Source organism: Micromonospora echinospora, from assembly GCF_014203425.1.
GTDB classification, from domain to species: Bacteria; Actinomycetota; Actinomycetes; order Mycobacteriales; family Micromonosporaceae; genus Micromonospora; species Micromonospora echinospora_A.
Genome location: NZ_JACHJC010000001.1, coordinates 1855463 through 1876276 on the forward strand (window position 1 = coordinate 1855463; position 20814 = coordinate 1876276).

General features: G+C 69.5%; 19 protein-coding genes and 2 tRNA genes. 15 read left to right on the forward strand and 6 right to left on the reverse strand.

Annotated features, from left to right (window positions below; translation table 11 throughout):
- Nucleotides 1-64: 64 nt before the first annotated feature.
- On the reverse strand, nt 65-1360 hold the full coding sequence (locus FHU28_RS08905) for a glycosyltransferase 87 family protein (protein WP_184682690.1): 1296 nt from the start codon (nt 1358-1360) through the stop codon (nt 65-67).
- A gap of 74 nt (nt 1361-1434) precedes the next feature.
- Here FHU28_RS08905 and orn point away from each other — a divergent pair, with 74 nt between their 5' ends.
- Both orn and FHU28_RS08915 read left to right on the forward strand, forming a co-directional pair.
- Entirely contained in the window at nt 1435-2025 is a 591-nt protein-coding gene (gene orn, locus FHU28_RS08910) for an oligoribonuclease (RefSeq protein ID WP_184682692.1), read from the forward strand.
- Between the two features lie 88 nt (nt 2026-2113).
- A tRNA-His gene (locus tag FHU28_RS08915) sits at nt 2114-2189 on the forward strand.
- Nucleotides 2190-2237: 48 nt separating this feature from the next.
- Here the strand turns inward: FHU28_RS08915 and FHU28_RS08920 are convergent.
- Both FHU28_RS08920 and FHU28_RS08925 read right to left on the reverse strand, forming a co-directional pair.
- Nucleotides 2238-3554, reverse strand: coding sequence for a L,D-transpeptidase (locus FHU28_RS08920; protein WP_184682694.1), 1317 nt, complete (start codon nt 3552-3554; stop codon nt 2238-2240).
- Between the two features lie 161 nt (nt 3555-3715).
- A complete protein-coding gene (locus FHU28_RS08925; protein WP_184682696.1) occupies nt 3716-4993 on the reverse strand; it encodes a L,D-transpeptidase in 1278 nt (425 codons plus the stop codon).
- Between the two features lie 186 nt (nt 4994-5179).
- On the opposite strand from FHU28_RS08925, the gene FHU28_RS08930 reads away from it, so the two are divergent.
- Both FHU28_RS08930 and FHU28_RS08940 read left to right on the forward strand, forming a co-directional pair.
- Nucleotides 5180-5255: transfer RNA gene (locus FHU28_RS08930), tRNA-Lys, on the forward strand.
- A gap of 444 nt (nt 5256-5699) precedes the next feature.
- Complete coding sequence (locus FHU28_RS08940; RefSeq protein WP_311773552.1) at nt 5700-6536, forward strand: MarR family transcriptional regulator; 837 nt, start codon at nt 5700-5702, stop codon at nt 6534-6536.
- Between the two features lie 327 nt (nt 6537-6863).
- Here the strand turns inward: FHU28_RS08940 and FHU28_RS08945 are convergent, their stop codons facing one another.
- Nucleotides 6864-9914, reverse strand: coding sequence for a KAP family P-loop NTPase fold protein (locus FHU28_RS08945; protein ID WP_184682698.1), 3051 nt, complete (start codon nt 9912-9914; stop codon nt 6864-6866).
- Between the two features lie 296 nt (nt 9915-10210).
- Here FHU28_RS08945 and FHU28_RS08950 point away from each other — a divergent pair, with 296 nt between their 5' ends.
- Nucleotides 10211-10885 (forward strand): YdcF family protein, encoded by a 675-nt coding sequence (locus tag FHU28_RS08950; protein ID WP_184682700.1) that lies wholly within the window; start codon nt 10211-10213, stop codon nt 10883-10885.
- Between the two features lie 6 nt (nt 10886-10891).
- Here the strand turns inward: FHU28_RS08950 and FHU28_RS08955 are convergent, their stop codons facing one another.
- Nucleotides 10892-12118, reverse strand: coding sequence for a helix-turn-helix domain-containing protein (locus FHU28_RS08955; RefSeq protein WP_184682702.1), 1227 nt, complete (start codon nt 12116-12118; stop codon nt 10892-10894).
- 370 nt (nt 12119-12488) lie between these two features.
- On the opposite strand from FHU28_RS08955, the gene amcA (FHU28_RS08960) reads away from it, so the two are divergent.
- Genes amcA (FHU28_RS08960) through FHU28_RS08985 form a run of 6 tightly spaced genes read left to right on the forward strand, consistent with a single transcriptional unit; the run spans nt 12489 to nt 15617 of the window.
- Nucleotides 12489-12653: a multiple cyclophane-containing RiPP AmcA gene (gene amcA / locus FHU28_RS08960; RefSeq protein ID WP_184682705.1), complete on the forward strand. Its 165-nt coding sequence runs from the start codon at nt 12489-12491 to the stop codon at nt 12651-12653.
- Nucleotides 12650-12997 carry a hypothetical protein gene (locus FHU28_RS08965; RefSeq protein WP_184682707.1) on the forward strand — a complete coding sequence of 116 codons (348 nt, stop codon included), beginning with the start codon at nt 12650-12652 and terminating at the stop codon, nt 12995-12997. The genes amcA (FHU28_RS08960) and FHU28_RS08965 overlap by 4 nt, the downstream gene beginning before the upstream one ends.
- Nucleotides 12994-14130, forward strand: coding sequence for a cyclophane-forming radical SAM peptide maturase AmcB (gene amcB, locus FHU28_RS08970; RefSeq protein WP_184682709.1), 1137 nt, complete (start codon nt 12994-12996; stop codon nt 14128-14130). Before FHU28_RS08965 ends, amcB begins: the two co-directional genes overlap by 4 nt.
- The gene (gene amcA / locus FHU28_RS08975) at nt 14127-14309 is read left to right on the forward strand and encodes a multiple cyclophane-containing RiPP AmcA (protein ID WP_184682711.1); all 183 of its coding nucleotides are present in this window, start codon (nt 14127-14129) and stop codon (nt 14307-14309) included. The genes amcB and amcA (FHU28_RS08975) overlap by 4 nt, the downstream gene beginning before the upstream one ends.
- A gap of 60 nt (nt 14310-14369) precedes the next feature.
- Nucleotides 14370-15032 carry a pentapeptide repeat-containing protein gene (locus FHU28_RS08980; RefSeq protein WP_184682713.1) on the forward strand — a complete coding sequence of 221 codons (663 nt, stop codon included), beginning with the start codon at nt 14370-14372 and terminating at the stop codon, nt 15030-15032.
- Between the two features lie 15 nt (nt 15033-15047).
- A complete protein-coding gene (locus FHU28_RS08985) occupies nt 15048-15617 on the forward strand; it encodes a kinase (RefSeq protein ID WP_184682715.1) in 570 nt (189 codons plus the stop codon).
- Between the two features lie 110 nt (nt 15618-15727).
- Here the strand turns inward: FHU28_RS08985 and FHU28_RS08990 are convergent, their stop codons facing one another.
- Nucleotides 15728-16240 (reverse strand): HAD domain-containing protein, encoded by a 513-nt coding sequence (locus tag FHU28_RS08990; protein ID WP_184682717.1) that lies wholly within the window; start codon nt 16238-16240, stop codon nt 15728-15730.
- Nucleotides 16241-16726: 486 nt separating this feature from the next.
- Here FHU28_RS08990 and FHU28_RS08995 point away from each other — a divergent pair, with 486 nt between their 5' ends.
- The 4 genes from FHU28_RS08995 to FHU28_RS09010 all read left to right on the forward strand — a co-directional run bounded on the left by FHU28_RS08995 (nt 16727) and on the right by FHU28_RS09010 (nt 20766).
- Complete coding sequence (locus FHU28_RS08995) at nt 16727-17614, forward strand: replication-relaxation family protein (protein ID WP_184682719.1); 888 nt, start codon at nt 16727-16729, stop codon at nt 17612-17614.
- Between the two features lie 380 nt (nt 17615-17994).
- Nucleotides 17995-18915: a DUF2637 domain-containing protein gene (locus tag FHU28_RS09000; RefSeq protein WP_184682721.1), complete on the forward strand. Its 921-nt coding sequence runs from the start codon at nt 17995-17997 to the stop codon at nt 18913-18915.
- Nucleotides 18890-19294, forward strand: a complete 405-nt coding sequence (locus FHU28_RS09005) for a hypothetical protein (RefSeq protein ID WP_184682724.1) — start codon at nt 18890-18892, stop codon at nt 19292-19294. The genes FHU28_RS09000 and FHU28_RS09005 overlap by 26 nt, the downstream gene beginning before the upstream one ends.
- On the forward strand, nt 19291-20766 hold the full coding sequence (locus tag FHU28_RS09010; protein ID WP_184682726.1) for a tyrosine-type recombinase/integrase: 1476 nt from the start codon (nt 19291-19293) through the stop codon (nt 20764-20766). The genes FHU28_RS09005 and FHU28_RS09010 overlap by 4 nt, the downstream gene beginning before the upstream one ends.
- The last annotated feature ends 48 nt before the right edge of the window (nt 20767-20814 follow it).

A 20814-nucleotide genomic window follows, 5' to 3' on the forward strand; every position in this document is an offset into this window, starting at 1 on the left:
GGAGGGCCGTCCTCACCGGGGGATCGGTGCTACCTGGGAGAAATCTGAGGTAGTTGAGACCAGATTAGCGCTGATCGCCGTTTGTTGCGAGGTGTGTCCGTTCAGTCCGTGTTATCCGAGGTTCGTCCCGGTGGTGACGGATCGGGAGCACCGCCAGCAACAGCAGGCTGAGCAGCACGTACACGTTGCGGACGACGAAGTCGACCGGGTCGTCCGTGTGCACGACGGCGGTGCCCCAGTCCTGGAACGTCACCAGGCCGTACACGATCGGCAGGCCGACGGCGGCGGCCAGCGCGAACAGGCCGCCGCGACGGCGCGCCCCGGCGGGCGTCGCCGGATCGGCGTCCAGCGCCGCGTCGACGAGCACCACCACGGCGGGGATGAACCAGTACAGGTGGTGGATCCAGGTGATCGGGCTGACCAGGCCGCCCACCAGGCCGGTCAGTGTGAGACCCACCAGCGCGTCCCCCGCCCGAGCCGCCCGCGCGGCCCGCCACAGACCGAACGCGGCCACCGCCAGCGCGAGCAGCAGCCACAGCAGCCGGTCCGCCTCGGCCGATGCGGCCAAGCGGCTGAGCAGCCCGAACAGCGACTGGTTGCCGGTGTAGTCGGGGCGGCCCACCCGGTCGGTCACCCACAGCTCGTGGGTCCAGAACCGCCACGAGTCGCCGGGCGCGACCGCTGCCGCCAGCAGCGTGGCCACCGCGGCGGTCGCCGCCGCCACCGCCGCCGCCCGCCACTTGCGGGCGGCGAGCAGATAGAGCACGAAGATGCCGGGAAAGAGCTTGAGCGCCGCCGCCAGCCCCACGCCCACCCCGGCCCAGCGCCGACCCTGCGGTACGGCGAACAGCAGGTCGCCGAGGACCAGCATCACGAGCAGCATGTTGATCTGCCCGAGCGTGATCGTCTCCCGGGTGCTCTCCACGGCAAGCACCAGCAGCACGGCGACGGTCAGGCCGAACACGCGCGGCAGGTCGTACCGCCGCAGCACCGGCAGCACCAGCCAGCGGGTGGTCACCACCACAGCGGCCACTGTCAGCACCGCGAAGGCTGCGATGGCCACCCCGAGCCGCAGGTACCCGAACGGCGCGAGGAGCAGCGCCGCGAACGGCGGATAGGTGAAGTAGAGCGCGCCCTGCACCCGGTCCGGCTGGACGTAGTCGTAGAGCGGGTGCCCGGCCGCCCACCAGTCCATCGCCGACATGTAGATCTTCTGGTCGTAGTAGTCGTGGCGCAGGTTGCGCAGGTAGGGCGCGGGCAGGATCGCGACCAGCGCCAGCACCGCTACGACCCGCCGGACCGTACGCGCGCCCGCGTCGTCGCGGGCGACGGCGGGTGGGGCGGCGGGTTCGGCTGGCACGCAGGAAACCCTAGCGGTCCACCTCGGCCACCGTGCCGAGGCGCGGGCGGGTCGGCGGCGCGTAGTCTGTTCCGGTGGCTGATCTTCTCGTCTGGATCGACTGTGAGATGACCGGGCTGGACCTGCGGCGGGACGCGCTGATCGAGGTCGCGGCGCTGGTCACCGATCCCGATCTCAACGTGCTCGGTGACGGCGTCGACGTGGTGATCCACGCCGACGACGAGGTGCTCGACGGCATGCCGGAGATCGTGCGCAGCATGCACGCCAAGTCCGGGCTCACCGAGGAGGTACGCCGCTCCACGGTCACCCTCGCCGAGGCCGAGGACATGGTGCTCGACTACGTGACCAGCTACGTGAAGGACCCGCGTACCGCGCCGCTGTGCGGCAACTCGATCGCCACCGACCGGGGCTTCCTGGCCCGCGACATGACCCGGCTCGACGCCCACCTGCACTACCGGATGATCGACGTGTCGTCGATCAAGGAGCTGTGCCGGCGCTGGTACCCGCGGGTGTACTTCGGGCAGCCGCAGAAGGGCCTGGCCCACCGGGCGCTCGCCGACATCAGGGAGAGCATCCGCGAGCTGGAGTACTACCGGCGGACGCTGTTCGTGCCGCTGCCCGGCCCGGACGTCGAGGCCGCGAAGGCGATCGCCGCCCAGCTCTGACGCCCGGCCGAACCCGGTGGACGGGGTCGGCCGGAGTGTGGCTATTATTAGTCCGCGCACCGCCCGGGCAACCGCAGCGGCGAGCATGGTGGCTGTAGCTCAGTTGGCAGAGCACCGGGTTGTGGTCCCGGTTGTCGTGGGTTCAATTCCCATCAGTCACCCCAAACGCGAAGCCCTCTCCTTCCGGGAGAGGGCTTCGTCGTGTGCGGGGTTCAGGGGGTGGGCTCGACGCTGGGCGTACCGGCGTCCGGCGTGGTGTCGGCGTCCGGGGTGGTTTCGGCGGCCGGCGGCTCGTACGGCAGGGCGCTGCCCTTGACGTACTCCTCCCAGCTCATGTTCCAGTCCGTCCAGCCGTTGCCGTTCTGGAGCTTGCGCTCGGTTCCCTTGACCGTGATCGGGTCGCCGATCCGGGTGTTGGCGAACAGCCAGTTGCCTTCCTTCATCGAGACGTTGACGCAGCCGTGCGACACGTTCGTCCGGCCCTGCACGCCCTCCGACCAGGGTGCGGCGTGGATGAACTCGCCGCCCCAGGTGAGCCGCTGGGCGTAGTCGATCTCGGTGCGGTAGCCCTCCTCCGGGCCCAGTTCCTCCATGGTGTCGAAGACCGTGTGCCGGAGCTTCTCGATCACCACCATGGTGCCGCTGGACGAGGGGGTGCTCTTCTTGCCAAGGCTCACCGGGATGGTCTTGACCACCTTGCCGTCGCGGGTGACAGTCATCCGCTTGGTGCGGTTGTCGACAGTCATCACGAACGACGGGCCGATCTTGACGTCGACGGTGAGGTCGGACCGGCCGTACCAGCCGTCGCCGAGCGGCAGCCCGCCCGCCTGCACCTTGTAGCTGACGGTGCTGTTGGGCTTCCAGAAGGTCTTGGGCCGGTAGCGCACCTCGGTCGGGCTCACCCAGTGCCAGATGCCCTCCTGGGCGGGCTTGGCGGTGACGATCATCCGGCGCTGGACGTCGTCGCGATAGTCCTCCGGGATGGCCCGGCCGAACTTCACGATCAGCGGCATGGCCACGCCGACGACCTGGTTGTCACCGAGGAAGCTGGTGACCCGCACCTGCTTGGCCGGCTTCGCCATTGTGGTGAACGTGCTGGTGGCGGTGGCGGGCTTGCCGTCGTCGCCGGTCGCCGTCACGGTCGCGGTGTACGTCTGCCCGTACGCCAGCGCGGCGGCCGGCAGCCAGCTCTTGCCGTCCGCGGCGAGCGTTCCCTCGACGGCCTTGCCGGTGGAGTCCTTCACCTCGACGGTGGTCTCCTGCGCCTCGGTCGTGGTGAAGGTGATGGCGGTGGAGGCGGGCACGTCCTTGGCGTCGGCGGCGGGCTCGCTGATCGTGGCGGCTGCCTTGGGGGCCTTCTCGCCACCGTCGCCACCGCCCTGCCAGCTCGACGGCTTGCCACCACCGCCGCCGGTGCAGGCGGAGGTCAGGGCCAACGCGGCGGCGAGCACCCCGGCCGCCAGCGCGCGGCGGCGGCCGACGCGCGGGGTGCTCCCGCCCCTGATCGGTTCGTCCTGGCCAGCTCGCATGATTCCCTCACAAGTGATGCCGTGCGGCGTCGTCTCAGGTCAGACGCGCCGGAGCGGGTACGCGTTGCCCGACGTGAACCGGAACACCCCGCCGGGATGTAACGATTCCACGGCCGCCCGGCGCTTCGTCGGAGGTGGCGTGTCCGACCACGGTACGCCGGTCAGAACGGCGCCGGCTGCCCGCCCTGCGGCACCGGCAGCGCGCTGCCGGCGACGAACTGGGACCAGCTCATGCTCCAGGCCGTCCAGCCGTTGCCCGGCGCCAGGCGGCGTTCGGTGCCCTTCACCGTGATCGGGTCGCCCACGAGCGTCTTGCCGAACAGCCACCGGCCGTTGGCCATCGACACGTTCACGCAGCCGTGCGAGACGTTGCGGCGCCCCTGCACGCCCTCGGACCAGGGCGCGGCGTGGATGTACTCGCCACCCCAGGTGATCCGCTGGGCGAAGTCGATCTCGGTGACGTAGCGGTTGGCCGGGTCCGGCTCGCTGCGGGTGTCGAAGACGGTGGACTCCTTCTTCTCCATCACCACCATCGTGCCGCTGGAGGAGGGGGTGCCCTTCTTGCCCAGGCTGACCGGCAGCGTACGGATCACCGTGCCGTTCTCGGAGACCGTCATCTGCTTGGTCGCGTTGTCCACGGTCATCTCGAACGCGCGGCCGATCTTGGCGGTGGCGCTGCGGTCGATGTTGCCGTACCGGCCGTTGCTCAGCGGGATCCCGGCCAGCGCCAGCCGGACCGTGATCGTGGTGCCGGTCTTCCAGTACTCCGGGGCGCGGTAGTACGCCTGCGTGCCGTTGTCGACCCAGTGCCAGGCGCCGGGCTGCGGCGGGTCGGTCTGCACGAACATCCGCTTCTGCACCGCGGCCCGGTCCTTCTTCGGGATGCCGGGGGAGAACTCGGCGACCACCGGCATGGCCACCCCGTACGTCTTGTCGCTGAACATGTAGAGGCCGGAGCCGATCATCGACTTGGGCTTGGCCATCGTGGTGAACGTGCTGGTGCCCTGGTACGGCTGGCCGTCCTTGCCGGTCCCGGTGACAGTGGCGGTGTACTTCGCGCCGTACTTCAGCGCGGCCGACGGCACCCAGCTGGAGCCGTCCCGCCGCATCCGTCCGGCGACGTTGGTGCCGTCGGCGGTGGCGAGCACCACCTTCGACACGGTGCCGCCGCCCGGGATGCGGGCGCTGATCTCGGTGCTGACCGGCCGGCTCGCCGCGCCGTCGGCCGGGCTCACCGTCAGCGCCGCGGCGGCGGCGCCCTCGCTCGGGGCGGCGCTCGGCTCCGCGGGCGCCGAGGACGAGACGCCACCGACCTGCTGCTGGCCGGGCTCGAACGCCGGCTTCTTCCCCTCGTCGCCGCCGCCGCACCCGGTAAGTGCCAGCGACGCCGTGAGGACCAGGACGCCCACCGTCGCCCCGGCCCGCGAGAACCTGCCCATGCCCACCCCTGTCCTCACATGCCTGGCGGACATCGTGCCGTATCGACGCCATCTGACCCGCCCTCGTGTCCAAATCTTTGACCGTTTTGACCGGTTTCGCCGGTTAAGCTCGACCGAAGGGTGGACCCGGTATCGGATTGGAACCCGGCTCCGCGGGCGTGCTAATCTTCTTCCCGTTGTCAGCGAGCGCCGCTAGCTCAACTGGCAGAGCAGCGGACTCTTAATCCGCGGGTTCGGGGTTCGAGTCCCTGGCGGCGCACCAACGAGCAAGGCCTTGACCTGGTGATTCACACTGGGCCAGGGCCTTTTTCGTGTCTGCGTCTGGATCGTGGTAGCTCGGCGGGTGCTCGGGAGCCGATGGACCGGAGCGGCGTCCGTGGGACATGGCGGGGTGCTTCGGACGCCGGTCGATGGCTGCGGCGTGGGATGGTCGGGCAGCCGGGGGTTGCGGCTATCGGTGGTGCAGGATCGGTTCGGTGGGCGGTTCCCGAAGGGGATCGGAGCCGGGGTCCGGCGATCTTGATAGAACCCGGTATGCCGGATCTGCGGCTTCCGTCATCAGCTCTTCGGCTGATTCGGTGAACAGTGATCATGGAAAACGTCTCACAAACCCCGTTTTGAGGGTGCGGGAGTTCCCTTGGGACGTCATCGCGGTGCCGGATCGCCGGGATGGTGCGGAGTCGCCGGGGTGGGGAATCATCGATGGGTGGCCGGTGGTCGTGAGCTGTCGCCTCGGCGGTGGCGGATCCTGTCGTTCCTGGCATTGCACGGCTGGGCCACCACGAGCGACATCGCGGTGGTGGCGGGGGTGCCGCGGTTGACCGCACATCGGGACCTCACCGGGTTGCACACCATGGGCCTGGTGGGCCGGGAGCGGTCGGCGGAGGACCGGGCGCATGCCTGGTGGTACAGGATCACCGGGGAGGGGACCGAGCTGCTGGATCGTGATCTCGTCTTGTCGGGGCGGCCGGTGCCGTTGCGTCTGGGGCAGCGGGACTGGGGTGCGGCGCACTACCTGCTGTTCCTGCCGCTGCTCGCGGTGTCACGCCAGGATCCCGCCCGGTGTGGGCTGTTCCAGTGGTTGACTACTTTGGACACGTCGGTGTGGCTGCGGGAGCGTGGCTTGGCGAATCTGCGTGCTGACGGGTACGGCGTGTGGCTGCAGGACGGCCGGTGTCTGCGGTTCCTGGTGCACGTCGATCCCGGCCCGGTTGGTGAGGTGATCGCCGAACGGGAGCGGTCAACTCTCGGACTCGGTGCTGTTCTGGCTGGCTATCGGCGCACTGACCCGGTCTTGCCGGTCGGCGTGGTGCTGGTCATCGCTCGGGACGCGGAACGGGAGGCCAACCTGCTCGCTGATCTGGTGAGCCGGCCGCTGCGGGCGCCGATCGCGATTACCACCGTCGACCTGTTGCACCACCACCGGCCGCACGAGCAGGTGTGGCGGATCCCGGCGGCGGGCACCGCACGTCACCGGCTGATCGACATCCCTCCTCCATCTGGAGCCTTCCCGGTTGATTCGAAGGTAGTTGGGCCAAAGTAGTTGAATGCGTGGGAGCCGCCATGGGTCGGGCACCCTGAGGAGCAAGCATCGGCCGTATGGTGTATCCGCTTCTGCCGAAAGTAGTGCATCCCGTAAGGCGGTGTCTCAGTTGGTGATCTTCGTGAGTCGGCGGTGGCAAATGAGGGTCGCGGCGAGGTTGATAAAGGCGTGAAATGATCGGCTTAGCGTTCTTACCGGCGGGCCAGGCGGCGGTAGTCGGTGGGTCAGGACAGCCACGACTCGAGGCCTTTGCAGGCGATCCACACGGCGATGCCACGGCAGCGGACGACCTCGGCCGACCCGCTCATGTGAAGGGCCAACGCACTATTAGGGCGCGGGGTCCCACATGTCCAGGATCGCCTGCTCGTGGTGCCGGTACCCGGCCTCGCTCAGCCAGTCCCGCAACGCCGCAGCCGCGATATCGCGGGACCCGGATCGGTACTGGTAGACCTTGAAGTACTGATTACGGACGGCAGTGCCTCGCCGCGGGTAGATACTGAGGTCGACGACCGCGGGGAGTCCTTCGGCGGTTGTCAGTGACAGGTGCAGGAGCGCGGTTTCGGGTGGAGGCGACTGGTCGTCGAGCTGCATCCACAGCGCTTTCGCCGTCTGCGCGCACCGGACGAGCGCGTCAGTGAGCTCAAACAGGCCATGCAGGGTGAACGCTGCGGGGAGGGGCACGACGCGGGCCCGTGCCTCCGCGGGTCGGTGCCGTTCGTCGAGTTCGGCCAGGTGGAATCCGATGCCGACAGTGAGCAGCAGCGACTGCTGGCTTGGGCTCTGCGCGGCGTGGCCCGTGATGAGTTGGGCGCCGACCCTGACCGGCAATGCCTGACGCATGCCAAGCGCGCCCGGCGTAGCGGCCCGGGCACCGGACTGAGCGGTGGTGTAGTGGCGACCGTTAGCGTCGCTGATGGCCCAGGGTTCGGCGGCTATGCCCCAGTCCGAGTGGCGCGCCCGGAGCCAGCCGCTGATCGGTGCGCTTCGCATCGCGGCGAGGAGGATTTCTTCACGTGTACCGGCTGGGGGACCCCATCCGTTGTGAGCGCCCGTAGGAGTTTCGTCACCTGCGGGCAGCAGCACGGCGACCTGCAGCGTCAGATCGAGCGGTTCACCTCCATCGTTCATCAACGACGGACGATGGTTGGTGAAGGGGTGGCGTTGCTCCTCGGGCGGGGCCGGCAGCAGCCTTCCCGGTTCTGTGATGCCGGCGTCGAGTGCCTCGATGAGGGCGCTGGCGGCGAACCGGCGCCGGTTCGCCCACGACACGTCGGCGCGGTCGAGAGCGCCGGGCCGAGTGCCCGCCGCGGCACTGTCCAGTTGCGCCCGCGCCGCGGAGATGCGGTGGCGTCCGATACGCCCCAGGAACGCCGCCTTGTCGAACCCACTGATGCGGGTGTGAGTGCCGGTGGACGTGAACGCGACCTCGATGTCGACAAGTCGGGCCGCGAGATCCGCGACTGGCAGACCATCGTTGACGGCGGCGGTGATCCGCCGGTCGACGTCCGCGTCGCCGAAGGCCGATTCCAGCCGGGAGATGTATAGGCTCACCGGCTCGATGGGTGCGGTGTCGCCAAGACACGTGTGCTCCTGGACCCGCGCCCACGCCGCTTCGTACGTGGCCTGAACGACGTCCGCAAGCCACGACGAGCCGGGAGGTTGGGCGGCGAGATTCGCGATGGTGGCGTCGGCCGGCTCGGGGACCGCCATCCGGATCGCATTCAACAAGTACGGCAGCAGACCAGGATCGCCCAGTGCGGTTGGGGGCAGCGGCTTGCCGTCGGCCTGTTGCAGCAGCGCCGCGAGCCAGACGGTGGCTTCCTCGTCGGGACCGAACCCGCCCGCCGCGGGACCGCGAAGGTGGTCGAACTGGTCGAGCACGTACGGGATTACCGCGGCGGCCTCGCTACCGGACAGCTCCGCGGACAGGGACGCGGCCCGGCGGAGCGTCCGGGCCGCCCTGGAGCACGCCTGGGCGTCGGTGAGGTCGGGTCGCAATGCCGCGGTGAGGTCCTCGGTCGCCACGCCACGGCGTCCATCGGCCAACTCCCGGATCGCCTGGGCGAGGCTACCGTCACTGATCTCGTCGATGATTGAGGTCAGAGCGAAGTACCGCTCGGTGTAGTCGGGGTCGCTGACCCGCCGTTGCCCGCGCCTCCGGTGCTGGGCCACTGTCGATCTCACCGGGTCAGTGGTCAGACGCGGGAAGAGCCGTTGCAGGGCGTCCGCGACCCGACCGGTGTGCGCGGCCGGAACGTCGAGCTGGGCCAGCGCCTCTTCGTCGAATTCGGGGCGGCGCCGGCTCGGCTCGGCGATTTCGGTGGCGTCGACGAGCGCGGTGCGATGCATGGCGATGGCCTGGTATAGGCGCGGGTAGGTGATCCGCAGGAACGTCAGGGTGATGAAATCGACAAAGTCGACCTCGGAGGCGCCGACCAGCGGCAGGTAGATGTCGACCTGGGTGAGCAGCCGGGCCACGCTGCGCGGCTCGGTCAGTACCCGCAGCAGCAGCGCCTCACGCTCTTCGACCAGGCGGCGTTGGGCGTCCTCGCTCAGCGACGCAGACGCCCGGCCGAGCGCGCCAGCGCAGCCGGTGTTGAACAGCGACTCAGCGTGCTCCAGACGGACCGGCGGCTGCTCGAGGCGTAACGTGACGATCTTCTCCAGGAACGCGACGGCCCGGGCGCCGTGCTTGTCGGCGATCGGGGTCGTGGACAACACGTCGAGGACGGTCTGCTGGTCATAGGCGAGGACGTAGTGCACGTGCGGCAGCCGGCCAAGCACCCGCACAGCCCGGAATACCGCCAGGAGTTGCTCGGGCTGCAGCCGGTCGACGTCGTCGATGACGACCAACGTCGGGCGGGCCAGCGCGAGCAGCGCGTCGCGGACCTGGTCCGCCTGTTCGCCAAGGGTCGTTCCCTGGTCGGTAAGCCGCTGTATGGCCTCGTTGGCCATCGCGGTCGCGGCGCTACCGACCACCGGCACCATCGACAGCGCTGGCGTGGCCAAGGCGCCGTACCGGGAAAGTTGTTGCCGGACCCTCGTGCCGGCGCTGGCCTTCTCCGGCACCGCGGCGCGGATCGCGCCGAGCAGCTCGGTGACGACCGCGTCAGGACCGGACAACGCCCACGGGTTGATCCAAGTGACGCCCCACCGGTCAGGATTGAGATTCGCCACGATCATCCGGATCGTGCTGGTCTTACCGCTGCCCCACGGGCCGACCAACCCGACCACCGTGCTGCTCGGCCGGGAGCCGATCTGGTCAAGCAGGGCGACCGCGCGTGACACGAACGGGCCGCGCCCGAACAGGTCCTCGCCCGGCTCGTCGATCGGGTCGTCGACCCACCAGCTGCCGTCGGGCAGGCCGGACACCGCCATTCGCCAGCCACCTCCAAAGCCGCGGCCAGCGTACCGAACCGACGCTCCCACAACGCATTTGGCGCAAGATCACATGCACGGATCTGCCGCAGATCGCGCGGCTCGCTTCGTGCTCGGTGCGGCCATCCGCGAGGCCGGCGAGAGGGCGTTGTGGGTTCAGGTACGCGAGTTGGCGCCGACGGAGGGAGCGGCTGCCGATCGCGCTGCTGGTGTCGGCTCTGCCTGCCCTACGCTGACGCAATGAGGGAACGGGGCGTGAATCAAACTCCGGCGCTTGCCCTACCTGGCGGGCGTTGATGGATCGGCAGGCCGCGGTGCCGACTCACGTGCTCCCGAACGAGGTCCGGGCTGACGTGGAGACGCTGTGGCGATACCACGACATGCACCACGAGCTGCGCCCGTGCGACGTGGGCATCGGCTTGGGCAGCCATGACCTCGGCGTTGCGGTGGTCGCAACGCGGCTGTTTCAAGCAGGGCTGTTCCCGTGGATCGTTTTCACCGGGGCGAACGCCCCGACAACGATCGAGCGGTTCCCCCGCGGCGAGGCGGTGCACTATCGCGAGTACGCGGTTGAGCAGGGTGTGCCGGCGGAGTCCATTCTCGTGGAGCCGCGTGCCACGAACACCGCCGAGAACATCGAGTACTCCCGCGCGCTCCTGATCGAACGACAGATTCCCGTGCGGTCGGTGCTGATCATGTCGCGGCCCTACCAGCAGCGCCGGGCCTACGCCACCTGCAAGCTGATGTGGCCGGAGATCGATGTGGTGTGCGCCTCAAACCCGCTCGAGCTGGACGACTACGTGCGCAGCATCGGCGACCCGCGGCGGGTGGTGGACATGCTGGTGGGCGACACGCAGCGGATCGAGGTGTACGCCGAGCGCGGGTTCGCGATCCCGCAGGAGATGCCGGACGAGGTGCGGGCGGCCTTCGAGCGCCTGGTGGCGGCTGGCTACACGAGCCGGTTGATCTGAGTCCAGTTACCAGCGGGGGCCTCCCGTCCGGACGCCCATTCGGTCGCTGAGTTCGACGGCCAGTCGTGGTGGCCGGGGGCGGGTGAGGATGTCTCGGACGAGGTCGCGGGAGAGCCGGTGGTAGCGGACCTGGTCGGGGCCGATGACCTCGGCGTCCAGGAGTGCGGCGAGGGCGTCGTCGATGCGGTTCCACCGTGCGAGGGCTCGGGCGGTTTCGATGGCGTGCCGAACCTGCCGCTCGACGGGCACGGTGCTGGTGTCGAGTGGGGCGCCGATGGCGATGGCGCGTTGCACGTCACCGAGTTCCATCGCCACGGTCGTCTTGTGGATTGACACGTTGGTCGGCCCGAACGCGGTCCACACGTGGTTGCCGTCGGCGCCGAGCCGCTGTGCGGCGGCGTCGGCCTCGGTGATGTGGGTGTCGGCGGAGGCGCGGTCGTCGTCTCGGGCGGCGGCCAGCGCGCAGACGAGGTGCAGGCTGCCGTAGACCGACAGCAGCTGCGGAGTCGGCTTGGCGAGCCGGGGTTCCAGGAACTGTGCCGCCGTGGCGGCGAGGCCGCGGGCTTGGGCGTATTCACCGATGGATGCCAGTGAGTGGGCGGCGGAGCGGCTGAGTGAGCCGATGACGACGTGGTCGTGGCTGGCGTTGGCTGCGGCTAGGCCTCGGCTGGCGGCGGTCCACGCGAGGTCGCCTTCGCCGAGTTTGGTGAGGAACAGCGCGGCGAGTTGGTGGGCGTAGGCGGTCATCGCATGTGCGCGCTGGCCGTCGTGTCCGTCGTACGCCTCGGTGGCGGTGAGGCAGTCGTGGATGAGGTAGGGCAGCCGGCGGGCGAGGGTGCCGTACCGGGAGTGCTGGTAGGCGGTCCAGATCTCGGCGACGTCGTTCTCGATCTCGCGCAGGGCCGGGGCCTCGACGTCCCCGGTGCTGGCAAGGGCCGGCGCGAGGTGACGATAGTCGTGAAGCGCGGCCCGCAAGGCCGGGATCGTTTCGCGTCCGGAGTCGTCCGACCACTCGAACAGGCGCGGTGTACCGATGAGGTCGCCGAGGGATACGTCGAGGGCCTTGGCGATGGCGCGGATGACCGACAGCCGGTCCAGGTCGGCCCGGTTCGTCTCGACCTTGCGTAACCACTCCTGCGTCTTGCCGACCAGACCGGCCAGCACCTCCTGGGAGAGTCCTCGCCGACGCCGGTAGAAGGCGACGCGCTGGCCGATCGTCATGTCGTCCGTCATCCCTCGCACACCATCACCCTGCCCGCTGAAGCCCGCCGGACCCGGTACGGATTTTCCCGGTCTTCCGTACCGGCCGCCCCTACGTTCAGTTCACTTCAGATCACCGGCGTGTGTCGATGCTGGTGTCAGGGATGACTGACAGGGAGTTGCAGATGGAGGGATCGATGAGCGGCGCACCACACCACGGCTTGGGCCGCTGGTTCGGCCCTTCCGGGAGCGAACTGTCTCGGCGCTTTCCCCGCCTGCGTACCGCCATGAGGGCTGCGTGGGTGGGTGATCGGCGGTCTGCTCCCAGCCGCCGTGGTGCGGCGGCGGGCTCGCCCTTCCCCCGGCGGGCCCGCCGCTCATCGTCCCTGATGGGGGTGGCGGCATGACGGTCTACGTCTCGCGTAACGCCATGGCCAGCCAGTCCCGGCGCCCCGAGCCTAGGGGGACGGCCTCGCCGGGGCAGGTGTGGCCCGCTGATCCGCCGCTGCTCACCTTCGTGTGGCGTCGGCTGTTCGAGCAGCAGGCCCGCGAGGGCGGTCGCCGGTGACTGGCCAGCAGCGCCGTCTCGCGGCGAACCGGCTCGCGCCAGCCGAGGTGGAACATCTGCCGATGCGCCCGCTGTGGCTGTGCCGCCGGTGCGGGCAGCCGTGGCCCTGCGGCGCAGCGAAGCTCGCGCTCCTGGCCGAGTACCGAGAAGTGCCGGTGAGCCTGTTCCTCTACCTGGCCGGCTGCCTGCACGACGCGATCGATGACCTGCACCGGCTCAACCCGAGCGTCACGGGCAGCGCCGCCGACATGTTCGACCGGTTTCTCGGCTGGCCAGCCCGCCACACCCACGCCTATCGCGTCAGTACCCCCACGGCCGTCAGGATCGAGGAGGCCCCCTCGTGAACGGCATCGGCCTCATCAACGCCACTGGCCAGCCGGCGGTTGCCGGCAGCTTCCACACCTTGGTCATGCAGCCGACGAGCTTCTGCAACCTCGACTGCACCTACTGCTATTTGCCCGACCGGAGATCCTTCCGCCTGATGGGCGATGCGGTCGCGCAGGCCTGCGCCGAGTCGATCGCTCAGCAAAACAGCGGTCATCCGGTGAGCGTCGTGTGGCACGGGGGCGAACCCACCGCCACCCCCATCGGGCTGTTCCGGGATCTACTGACCCCGTTCGAGGAGCGGCGACGCGCGGGGATGGTGCGTCACGAGATTCAGACGAACGCGACGCTGATCAACCGCCAGTGGTGCGAGCTGTTCACCGCTTACGGGTTCGAGGTCGGGGTCAGCATCGACGGACCGGGCGCGTTGAACCGCAACCGCCTCGACCGGGCCGGCAACCCGACAGACGCCCGGACCCTGCGCGGCATGCACACGCTGGCCGACGCGGGGCTGAGATACTCGGTGATCTGTGTGGTCACCCCGGAAACCATCGACCACGCGGAATCCCTCGTCGACTTCTTCACCGGCCTACCTGGCTGCGAGTCGGTGGGCTTCAACATTGAAGAGCAGGAGGGCGCCGACCGGGCGCCGGTGTCGGAGGATGCCGCGTACCGGTTCTGGCAGCACCTCATCGCCCGTCGCGTCGGCGGCAGTCCGCTGCGGATCCGCGACGTGGACCGGCTGGCAGACTACCTTGCCGCCACCCGCGCCGGACGCGTCGACCACGCCCCGTACGAGCCGATCCCGACCGTCTCCTGGGATGGGCAGGTAGTGCTGCTGTCACCGGAACTGCTCGGCATCACCGAGCCGCGATACGGCGACTTCATCGCCGGCAACGTCCTCCACCAGCCGATCACGGCCATGCTTGCCCGCGCCGGCGACCTGGACTACGTCGCCGAGTTCGTCACGACCCTTAACGACTGCGCCGACCACTGCGCCTTCTACGACTTCTGCCGGGGCGCCCAGGCCGGTAACCGCTACTTCGAGCACGCGACGTTCACCGCCCGCGAGACGACCTACTGCCGGACCACCCGACAGGCCCTCGTCAGCGCCGCCGCAGGTCACCTCACCCCTCACGGAGGAGCACCATGACCGACGCTCTCGCGATCCTCGTCAACGCCGCACCTGAGCACCTCGCCCGCCTCGGCGTCGACCCGGAGCGGTCGGTAGCGTCGATCGACGCGGGGAAGTTCGACAACCGCCCCACCTGGGCCAACAAGGGTAAGTTCGACAGTCGACCCGGCTGGGACAACTGGAACAAGAAGAAGTAGCCCTGCCACGGGACGCGCGGGGTGGCGTGCCCACCCCGCGCTCGCACAGGTTGAGGACACATGCGCACCACCACGATCGGCGACGTGAAGGTCCTGCTGCCGGACCTCGAATCGGACGACCTTGACACCACCACGGACCTCGCCGACGGCCTCACCGAGGCACTCGTCAACGGCGCGGCGTGGCGCGGTTCGCATCTTGAGGACGTCAGCATTCGCAGCAGCATGATCACCGGCGTGGACCTGAGTGAGAGCACCTGGGAGGCGGGCAGCCTCTTCGGCTGCGAGATCATCCGCACCGACTTCTCCGGAGCGACCCTGACCGGCATCACCATCGAACGGTGCGCGATTACCGGCTCCCGGTTCACCGGCACCAGACTCACCGACGTACGCCTCAAGGACGTCCTGTTCGACGGCTGCCGCTTCGACTACGCCACCTTCCACCGCGTCGCCGCCGCCGGCTCGGTCGCCTTCTCCGAGTGCACTCTCACGAACGGCGCGTGGTCTTCCTGCCGGCTACCCCGCATCGCACTGCGAGCATGTGACCTCGCCGGTCTGGAACTGGACTCCTGTCAGCTCGACGGGACCGACCTGCGGGGCAGCCGCCTCCACGACCTCAAGACGCCGCTGGACAACCTGCGCGGCGTCACCGTCGACGAAGACCAACTCCCTGACCTCACCCGGCTGACCGTCGCCGCCCTCGACCTCACCGTGCGCAACGAGTGAATCCGAGGAGGGATCGTGCTCGCTGAACCCACCGGCAACCCGGACACGATCCTCGTCTGTATCCGGGGCAACTCCGGCTCGGGCAAGAGCAGCATCGCCCGAGAGCTACGACGCCGGCACGGCCGGGGCTGCGCCCTGGTCGAGCAGGACTACCTGCGCCGGATCGTGCTGCGCGAGCGGGACAAGCCCGGCGGCGCGGCACCGGCGTTGATCGCGCAGACCGTCCGGTTCGCCCTCGACCACGGTTACCACGTGGTCTTGGAGGGCATCCTGCACAGCAGCCGCTACCGCAGCATGCTGACCGCCCTGCGGGACGGCCACCGAGGGCGGTCGCTGTTCTGCTACCTCGATGTGTCCCTGGCCGAGACCGTGCGCCGGCACCTCACGCGCCCGCAGGTCAGTGAGTTCACCGCCGAGAACATGAGCGGCTGGTACGCCGCCCACGACGTCCTGGGCTGGTCCGACGAGCTCGTCCTACCCGAGACCACCGGACTGAACGAGGCCGTCCAGGCCATCGCCGCTGTGGCTGGGCTACCCCAGACCGGACGCGACGACGACCTGCTACCGAACGTTCCGTCCCTGTAGAGCAGCTCAGCCGGCTACTGGGTATCGCCGTTCCGGCGCACCGTTCGCCAACATCAGTCCCGCGTGGCCAGCCCGTCAAGCACGGCGACTGCGACGGCGTGCAGCTCGCCCTACCGTGCCCGCCTGAGCCAGCTCTCGATGACGGTGAAGTCGTGCTCGGTCAGCCCGCGACGTGGGTCGACCCGATGCAGCAGGGCCGGACCTGTGTGATGAGTCGATACCCACTGTTGATCGGCGTGGGAGATCTCGTCGTCGACCCAGACGAAGGGGCGTCCCTGCGCCCATTCGACCAGCCCACGGGTCTTCCAGTGCAGGGGTCCCACCTCGTCGGAGTCGGGCCAGTCCACGACGGGCAGCGGCGGCAGCCCGAGCAGGGGTGCGAGCACGTCGTTCGCGTCGCTCATCCAGGTCGTCGCCCACACCAGATCGCACGGCAGGGCCTCCAGTCGGCGGCCGTGTTCCGGATCGACCTTGTGCAGCAAGGGATGGGCGTCGGCCGGTAGGGCCGGTGCTACGGGGCGGCCATACGACTTGCCCGGCCCGGCCGCAGCGGGTGTGCCGAACGGGATGAGGGTGCCGTCCACGTCAAGGAACAGCAACGGACGCGGTGCAGGGGCGGACATGACCCAGAGGCTAGCCCCCACCCCGCCAACGGCTACCTCCGCGCGCTTGCCCCAAGGCCATTCTTCTCGCTGCTGCTCCCGGCGGCGGGCAGTCCGGCGCCGCTGACCCCGACCGCGGCAGGGGCGGTGCCGGGATGCCTCTCACCGGCCTTTTCCGCTTCGGCGGCGCTGCGGTGCCCCCCTACGCCATCAGCACTACATCCACACCTCAACCAAGGAGTTCACGTGCTTTCGTCGACACCTTCAACGACTGCCGCAGGCATTGGCAGTGACGAGTTCCGGCTTGATCCCCGTTCGGGGGTCGGGCTTGGCGTCAGCGTGGACGTCAGTCTTCAGCCGGACCCCCGAACCGACCCCCTGTTTCCTCTCACACCGCAGGCCAGCCCGGCTGTCAGCGCCGTCGGCCTGTCCTGCGACAGACCCTGCCTGGTCTCGGGTCTCCCCCTGGGACTGGCATTCCCTACCCGGGAAGGAGGGTGGTAGCCGGTGGATGATCCAGTCCTCCGGGTCCAGTCCCAGCTGACCAGCCGTGACCGTGTGCTGCTGGGCTGGTTGTACGACCACGGCGTACTGACCTCGTTCCAGCTCGCGACCGCCCTGTTCCCGTCGTTGGACTTCTGTCAGCGGCGGCTGCGGACCCTGTACCGGCTGCGCCTCGTCGCCCGGTTCCGACCGCAGCGGGCCGACGGCGGCTCGTACCCGTACCACTACGTCATCGACCAGCTCGGCGCCGAGGTCGTCGCCGCCAGCCGCGACGAACGTCCCCCGCGGCGGGATCACGCCCGGGTGGAGCGGCGGCGCTGGACCTCGACCCGCAGCCTCTCTCACCGCCTCGGGGTGAACGGCTTCTTCACCGACCTGGCCGGGCACGCCCGTACCCATCCGGGTACCGGCTTGGTGGAGTGGTTGCCGGAGGCGGTGTGCCAGCGCGCCGGGACGTTCACCAGCCGGAAGGATCCGGGGCTGGTGCGGGCGTATCAGCCGCGGGTCCGTCCGGACGGCTACGGCCGGTGGGCTGAGAACGGTGTCGAGGTGCCGTTCTTCGTCGAGTACGACACCGGCGCCGAGCAGCTGTCGATCCTGACCGGCAAGGTGGACAGCTATCAGGAGCTGTTCGGCACGATCGAGCGGGCGTGGCCGGTGCTGTTCTGGCTGCCCTCGGCCGCCCGCGAGCGCAATCTACGCCGCGTGCTGGCCGACGTGCCGCTGTCGGTGCCGGTCGCCACCGGGGCCCGCGACCATGCCGCGACGGCGGGCCTCGGCCCGGCAGAGGCGGTGTGGGCCATGGCCGGCCGGGAAGGGCAGCGGCTGCGGCTGGCAGATCTGGCCGGGTATGCCGTCGACGTCTCCAGCCGGGCGGGTGAGGCCGCGTGATCGGCGACGGCGCGACGGCCGTGGACAGTACCTCCGCGGCGGAGCGGACATCAACCGCCGGCGTCTGTCACGGATCTGTCGTGAGCAGCGCGGTCGGCGCTGACAGATCCGTGAGAGCACCAGCCGTCCGCTCCCACAGCGGCGGACCACTTCTCGGTCCGGCGTCCGCGTCGGGCGGTTTGCGACCGGTGCCCGCTCTCCGTCCCGATTGTTGTCCGACGCCGGGTCGGTCCACTACTCGGTCCTGCCGCCTGCCGCTGGCGGACGGTCCGGATCGCCGGTCAGGGTTGAGGAGGTGATGGGCCACGACAGCGCCGGTCCCTGACCCGGACGGCAGTCCGCGCGGCAGCCGCGTGGAGGGTGGCGTCCAGGTCGTCATCATGCTGGCCATCGGCGGCGCAGCGGGGGCGGCCAGCTTTACCCACGTACACAACGTAGCCGCCGCGCACGGCCAACCCGGCTGGCTGGCCTGGGCCGACGCGATCGTCCTGGAACTGATGTCCATCGCCTCCGGCCTGGAACTGCGCCGCCGCAAACGCGCCCACACTTCCACCGTCTTTCCAGCCACCGTGCTGGCGTGCGCGGTCACCCTGTCCCTGGCAGCGCAGGTCGTCGAGGCCGAACCCTCGGTCATCGGCTGGGTCGCCGCCGCCGTACCCGCGCTCGGATTCCTCGTCATGGTCAAGATCGCCCTTGGACGGACCAGCACCGCCACGCCCGCCAACACCGCCTGGACGGTTGGGGACGGCCGACGGGATGAGGCCGGGCGGACCGTTCCGGACAGCCGACCGGATGAGATGGTGCGGACTGCTGTCACGGCGGGGAAGCGGCGGTCCCGGACCCGGACCGTCCGCTCATCGGATGGGCGTCGTCGACGTGGCGGACGGGACCGGCAGCAAGCGGACCGGGGACGGTCCGCGCAGTCGTCCGGCGACGTTGGCGAGCTGCTGTCGGCGGCGCGCAAGGTTCGGAACCGGCTCGCCGCGGACGGGCAGGCACTGACCCGGGCGGCACTCGCCGAAGCCCTCCGCGCAGCCGGTCACACCGTGTCCAACACCCGCCTATCCGAACTCCTCAAGACCCTCAAGATCGAGTCATCGGCACCACCCGGGCTGATCGTGAGCCCGATCATGCCGACCAACCCGACGCCACCGCCTCTGTCACCGGAGCGGCGCAACGGCGGCGGAGCAGCCACCCCTGCGCCGGTCGACCCCGACGGGGCTACCCCGCTCCTACCGCACAGCCATCCATCTCATAACCAGGAGAAGCCTGATCATGAACAGCCCCACGAATCACGTTGACCAGACCACCTGTACCACGACCGACAGCACCACCACCGCGCTCAGCGGCGGGGAGGTGTGGACGGTCGAGCGCATCCGTGCCCTCGGCGTCACCACCACCCTCGCCACCACCGCATCCGTGCTCGGGATCAGCCGATCCCAGGCGTACCGGCTCGCCGCCACCGACCAGTTCCCCATTCCGCTGATCCGGGCCGGCAGCCGCATCATCGTCCCGGTCGCCGCCCTGCTCCATCTCCTCCAACCCGACCCCGCCGCGACCGGCGGCGGGCGACTTGATGCCGACGCGAAGGTGAGCGTGGATGCGATGACCCCGCCACCAGCGGATTCCACCCGGCATCGCTGGCGGCACCGTACGGAGCATCCAGGAGACGTTGAGTGAAGGGATCCACTTTCAAACGCTGCGGCTGCCGCGACAGCGTCACGGGCCGGCGACTGGGACGCTCCTGTCCCCAGCTTCGCCGGCCCGGCGGCGGCTGGTCCCGCACCCACGGGCACTGGCACTGGCAGATCGAAGTACCCGCCCGCGCCGACGGCACCCGCCGCCCACTCCGCCACGGCCCCTACGCCACCCAGGCCGACGCGGACGCCGTCCTGGACCGCATCCGCGCGGTGCTCGCCGTCCCCGACCCCACCGATCCGCACACCACCGTCAAGACCGGCGACCTCATCGAGGCCGCCGTTAAGACCAGCGCGCCCATCCCCACCCCGGAGCAGGTCCGGCGGGCGCTGCACCTGGACATCACCCCCACCGAGCTACCCACCATGGGGGCGTACCTGACCGACTGGCTCGCCGGTCGCAAGAACATCAAGACCGGCACCCTGCGCTCCTACGAAGGCCACATCCGGCTGTACCTCATCCCGCACCTCGGCCACCTACGCATCGACCGGCTCCGCCCCGGCCACATCGACGCCATGTACGACGCCATCGCCGAACGCAACACCACCATCGCCACCCTGCGCGCCAGCCGCGACCCCACCAAACGCGACCAAGTCAAGAACCAGCGGATCGTCGGCCCCAGAACCCTGCACGTCATCCACGCCACCCTGCGCAAAGCCCTCAACGACGCGATGCGCCGCCACCGCTACATCGACACCAACCCCGCCCTCATGATCGAACTACCAACAGCCCAACCACCCAAGCCCACCATCTGGACCGACCAACGCATCCGCACCTGGCGCGACACCGGCAAGACCCCCAGCCCCGTCATGATCTGGACCCCCGAACACACCGGCCGATTCCTCGACCACACCCACGACGCCAACGACCGGCTCTACGCCCTCTACCACCTCATCACCTTCACCGGCCTCCGCCGAGGCGAAGCCTGCGGCCTGCACTGGGACGACCTCGACCTCGACGCCCACACCCTCACCGTCCGCTGGCAACTCGTCCAACACGGCTGGGCCACCACCATCGACACCCCCAAAACCACCGACAGCGAAGCCACCGTCGCTCTCGACACCGAAACCGTCGCCGTCCTACGTGCGCACCGCATCCGGCAACACCGCGAACGACTCGCCGCCGGGACCGCCTGGACCACCACCGGACTCGTGTTCACCACGGCCACCGGTGGTCGGCTCCACCCTGCCAACGTCACGGACCACTTCCACCACCTCGCCACCCAAGCCGGGCTACCACCCATCCGACTTCACGACCTCCGCCACGGCACCGCGACCATGGGCCTCGCCGCCGGCGTCCACATGAAGATCATCTCCAACCGGCTCCGCCACTCCAGCCCCCACTTCACCGCCAAGTTCTACGGCGATGTCCTACCCGAACTGTCCCACGCCGCCGCCGAGGCCACTGCGGCCGTGGTGCCACGACGGCAGAGCAGCGGAGCGCAGACGGCATAGGCTTTTGTGTCTTTCAACTGCCCGCGTTGTCGCTGGTCTAGTGGTCAA

Bases quoted from the DNA above. Each gene is read 5' to 3' on its own strand.
- FHU28_RS08955 (WP_184682702.1), bottom strand. From the start codon at position 12,118: ATGACGGACGACATGACGATCGGCCAGCGCGTCGCCTTCTACCGGCGT.
- amcA (WP_184682711.1), top strand. From the start codon at position 14,127: ATGACCGACGCTCTCGCGATCCTCGTCAACGCCGCACCTGAGCACCTC.
- FHU28_RS08920 (WP_184682694.1), bottom strand. From the start codon at position 3,554: ATGCGAGCTGGCCAGGACGAACCGATCAGGGGCGGGAGCACCCCGCGC.
- FHU28_RS08990 (WP_184682717.1), bottom strand. From the start codon at position 16,240: ATGTCCGCCCCTGCACCGCGTCCGTTGCTGTTCCTTGACGTGGACGGC.
- FHU28_RS08945 (WP_184682698.1), bottom strand. From the start codon at position 9,914: ATGGCGGTGTCCGGCCTGCCCGACGGCAGCTGGTGGGTCGACGACCCG.
- FHU28_RS08925 (WP_184682696.1), bottom strand. From the start codon at position 4,993: ATGGGCAGGTTCTCGCGGGCCGGGGCGACGGTGGGCGTCCTGGTCCTC.
- FHU28_RS08950 (WP_184682700.1), top strand. From the start codon at position 10,211: ATGGATCGGCAGGCCGCGGTGCCGACTCACGTGCTCCCGAACGAGGTC.
- amcA (WP_184682705.1), top strand. From the start codon at position 12,489: ATGACGGTCTACGTCTCGCGTAACGCCATGGCCAGCCAGTCCCGGCGC.
- FHU28_RS09000 (WP_184682721.1), top strand. From the start codon at position 17,995: ATGCTGGCCATCGGCGGCGCAGCGGGGGCGGCCAGCTTTACCCACGTA.
- FHU28_RS08980 (WP_184682713.1), top strand. From the start codon at position 14,370: ATGCGCACCACCACGATCGGCGACGTGAAGGTCCTGCTGCCGGACCTC.
- FHU28_RS09005 (WP_184682724.1), top strand. From the start codon at position 18,890: ATGAACAGCCCCACGAATCACGTTGACCAGACCACCTGTACCACGACC.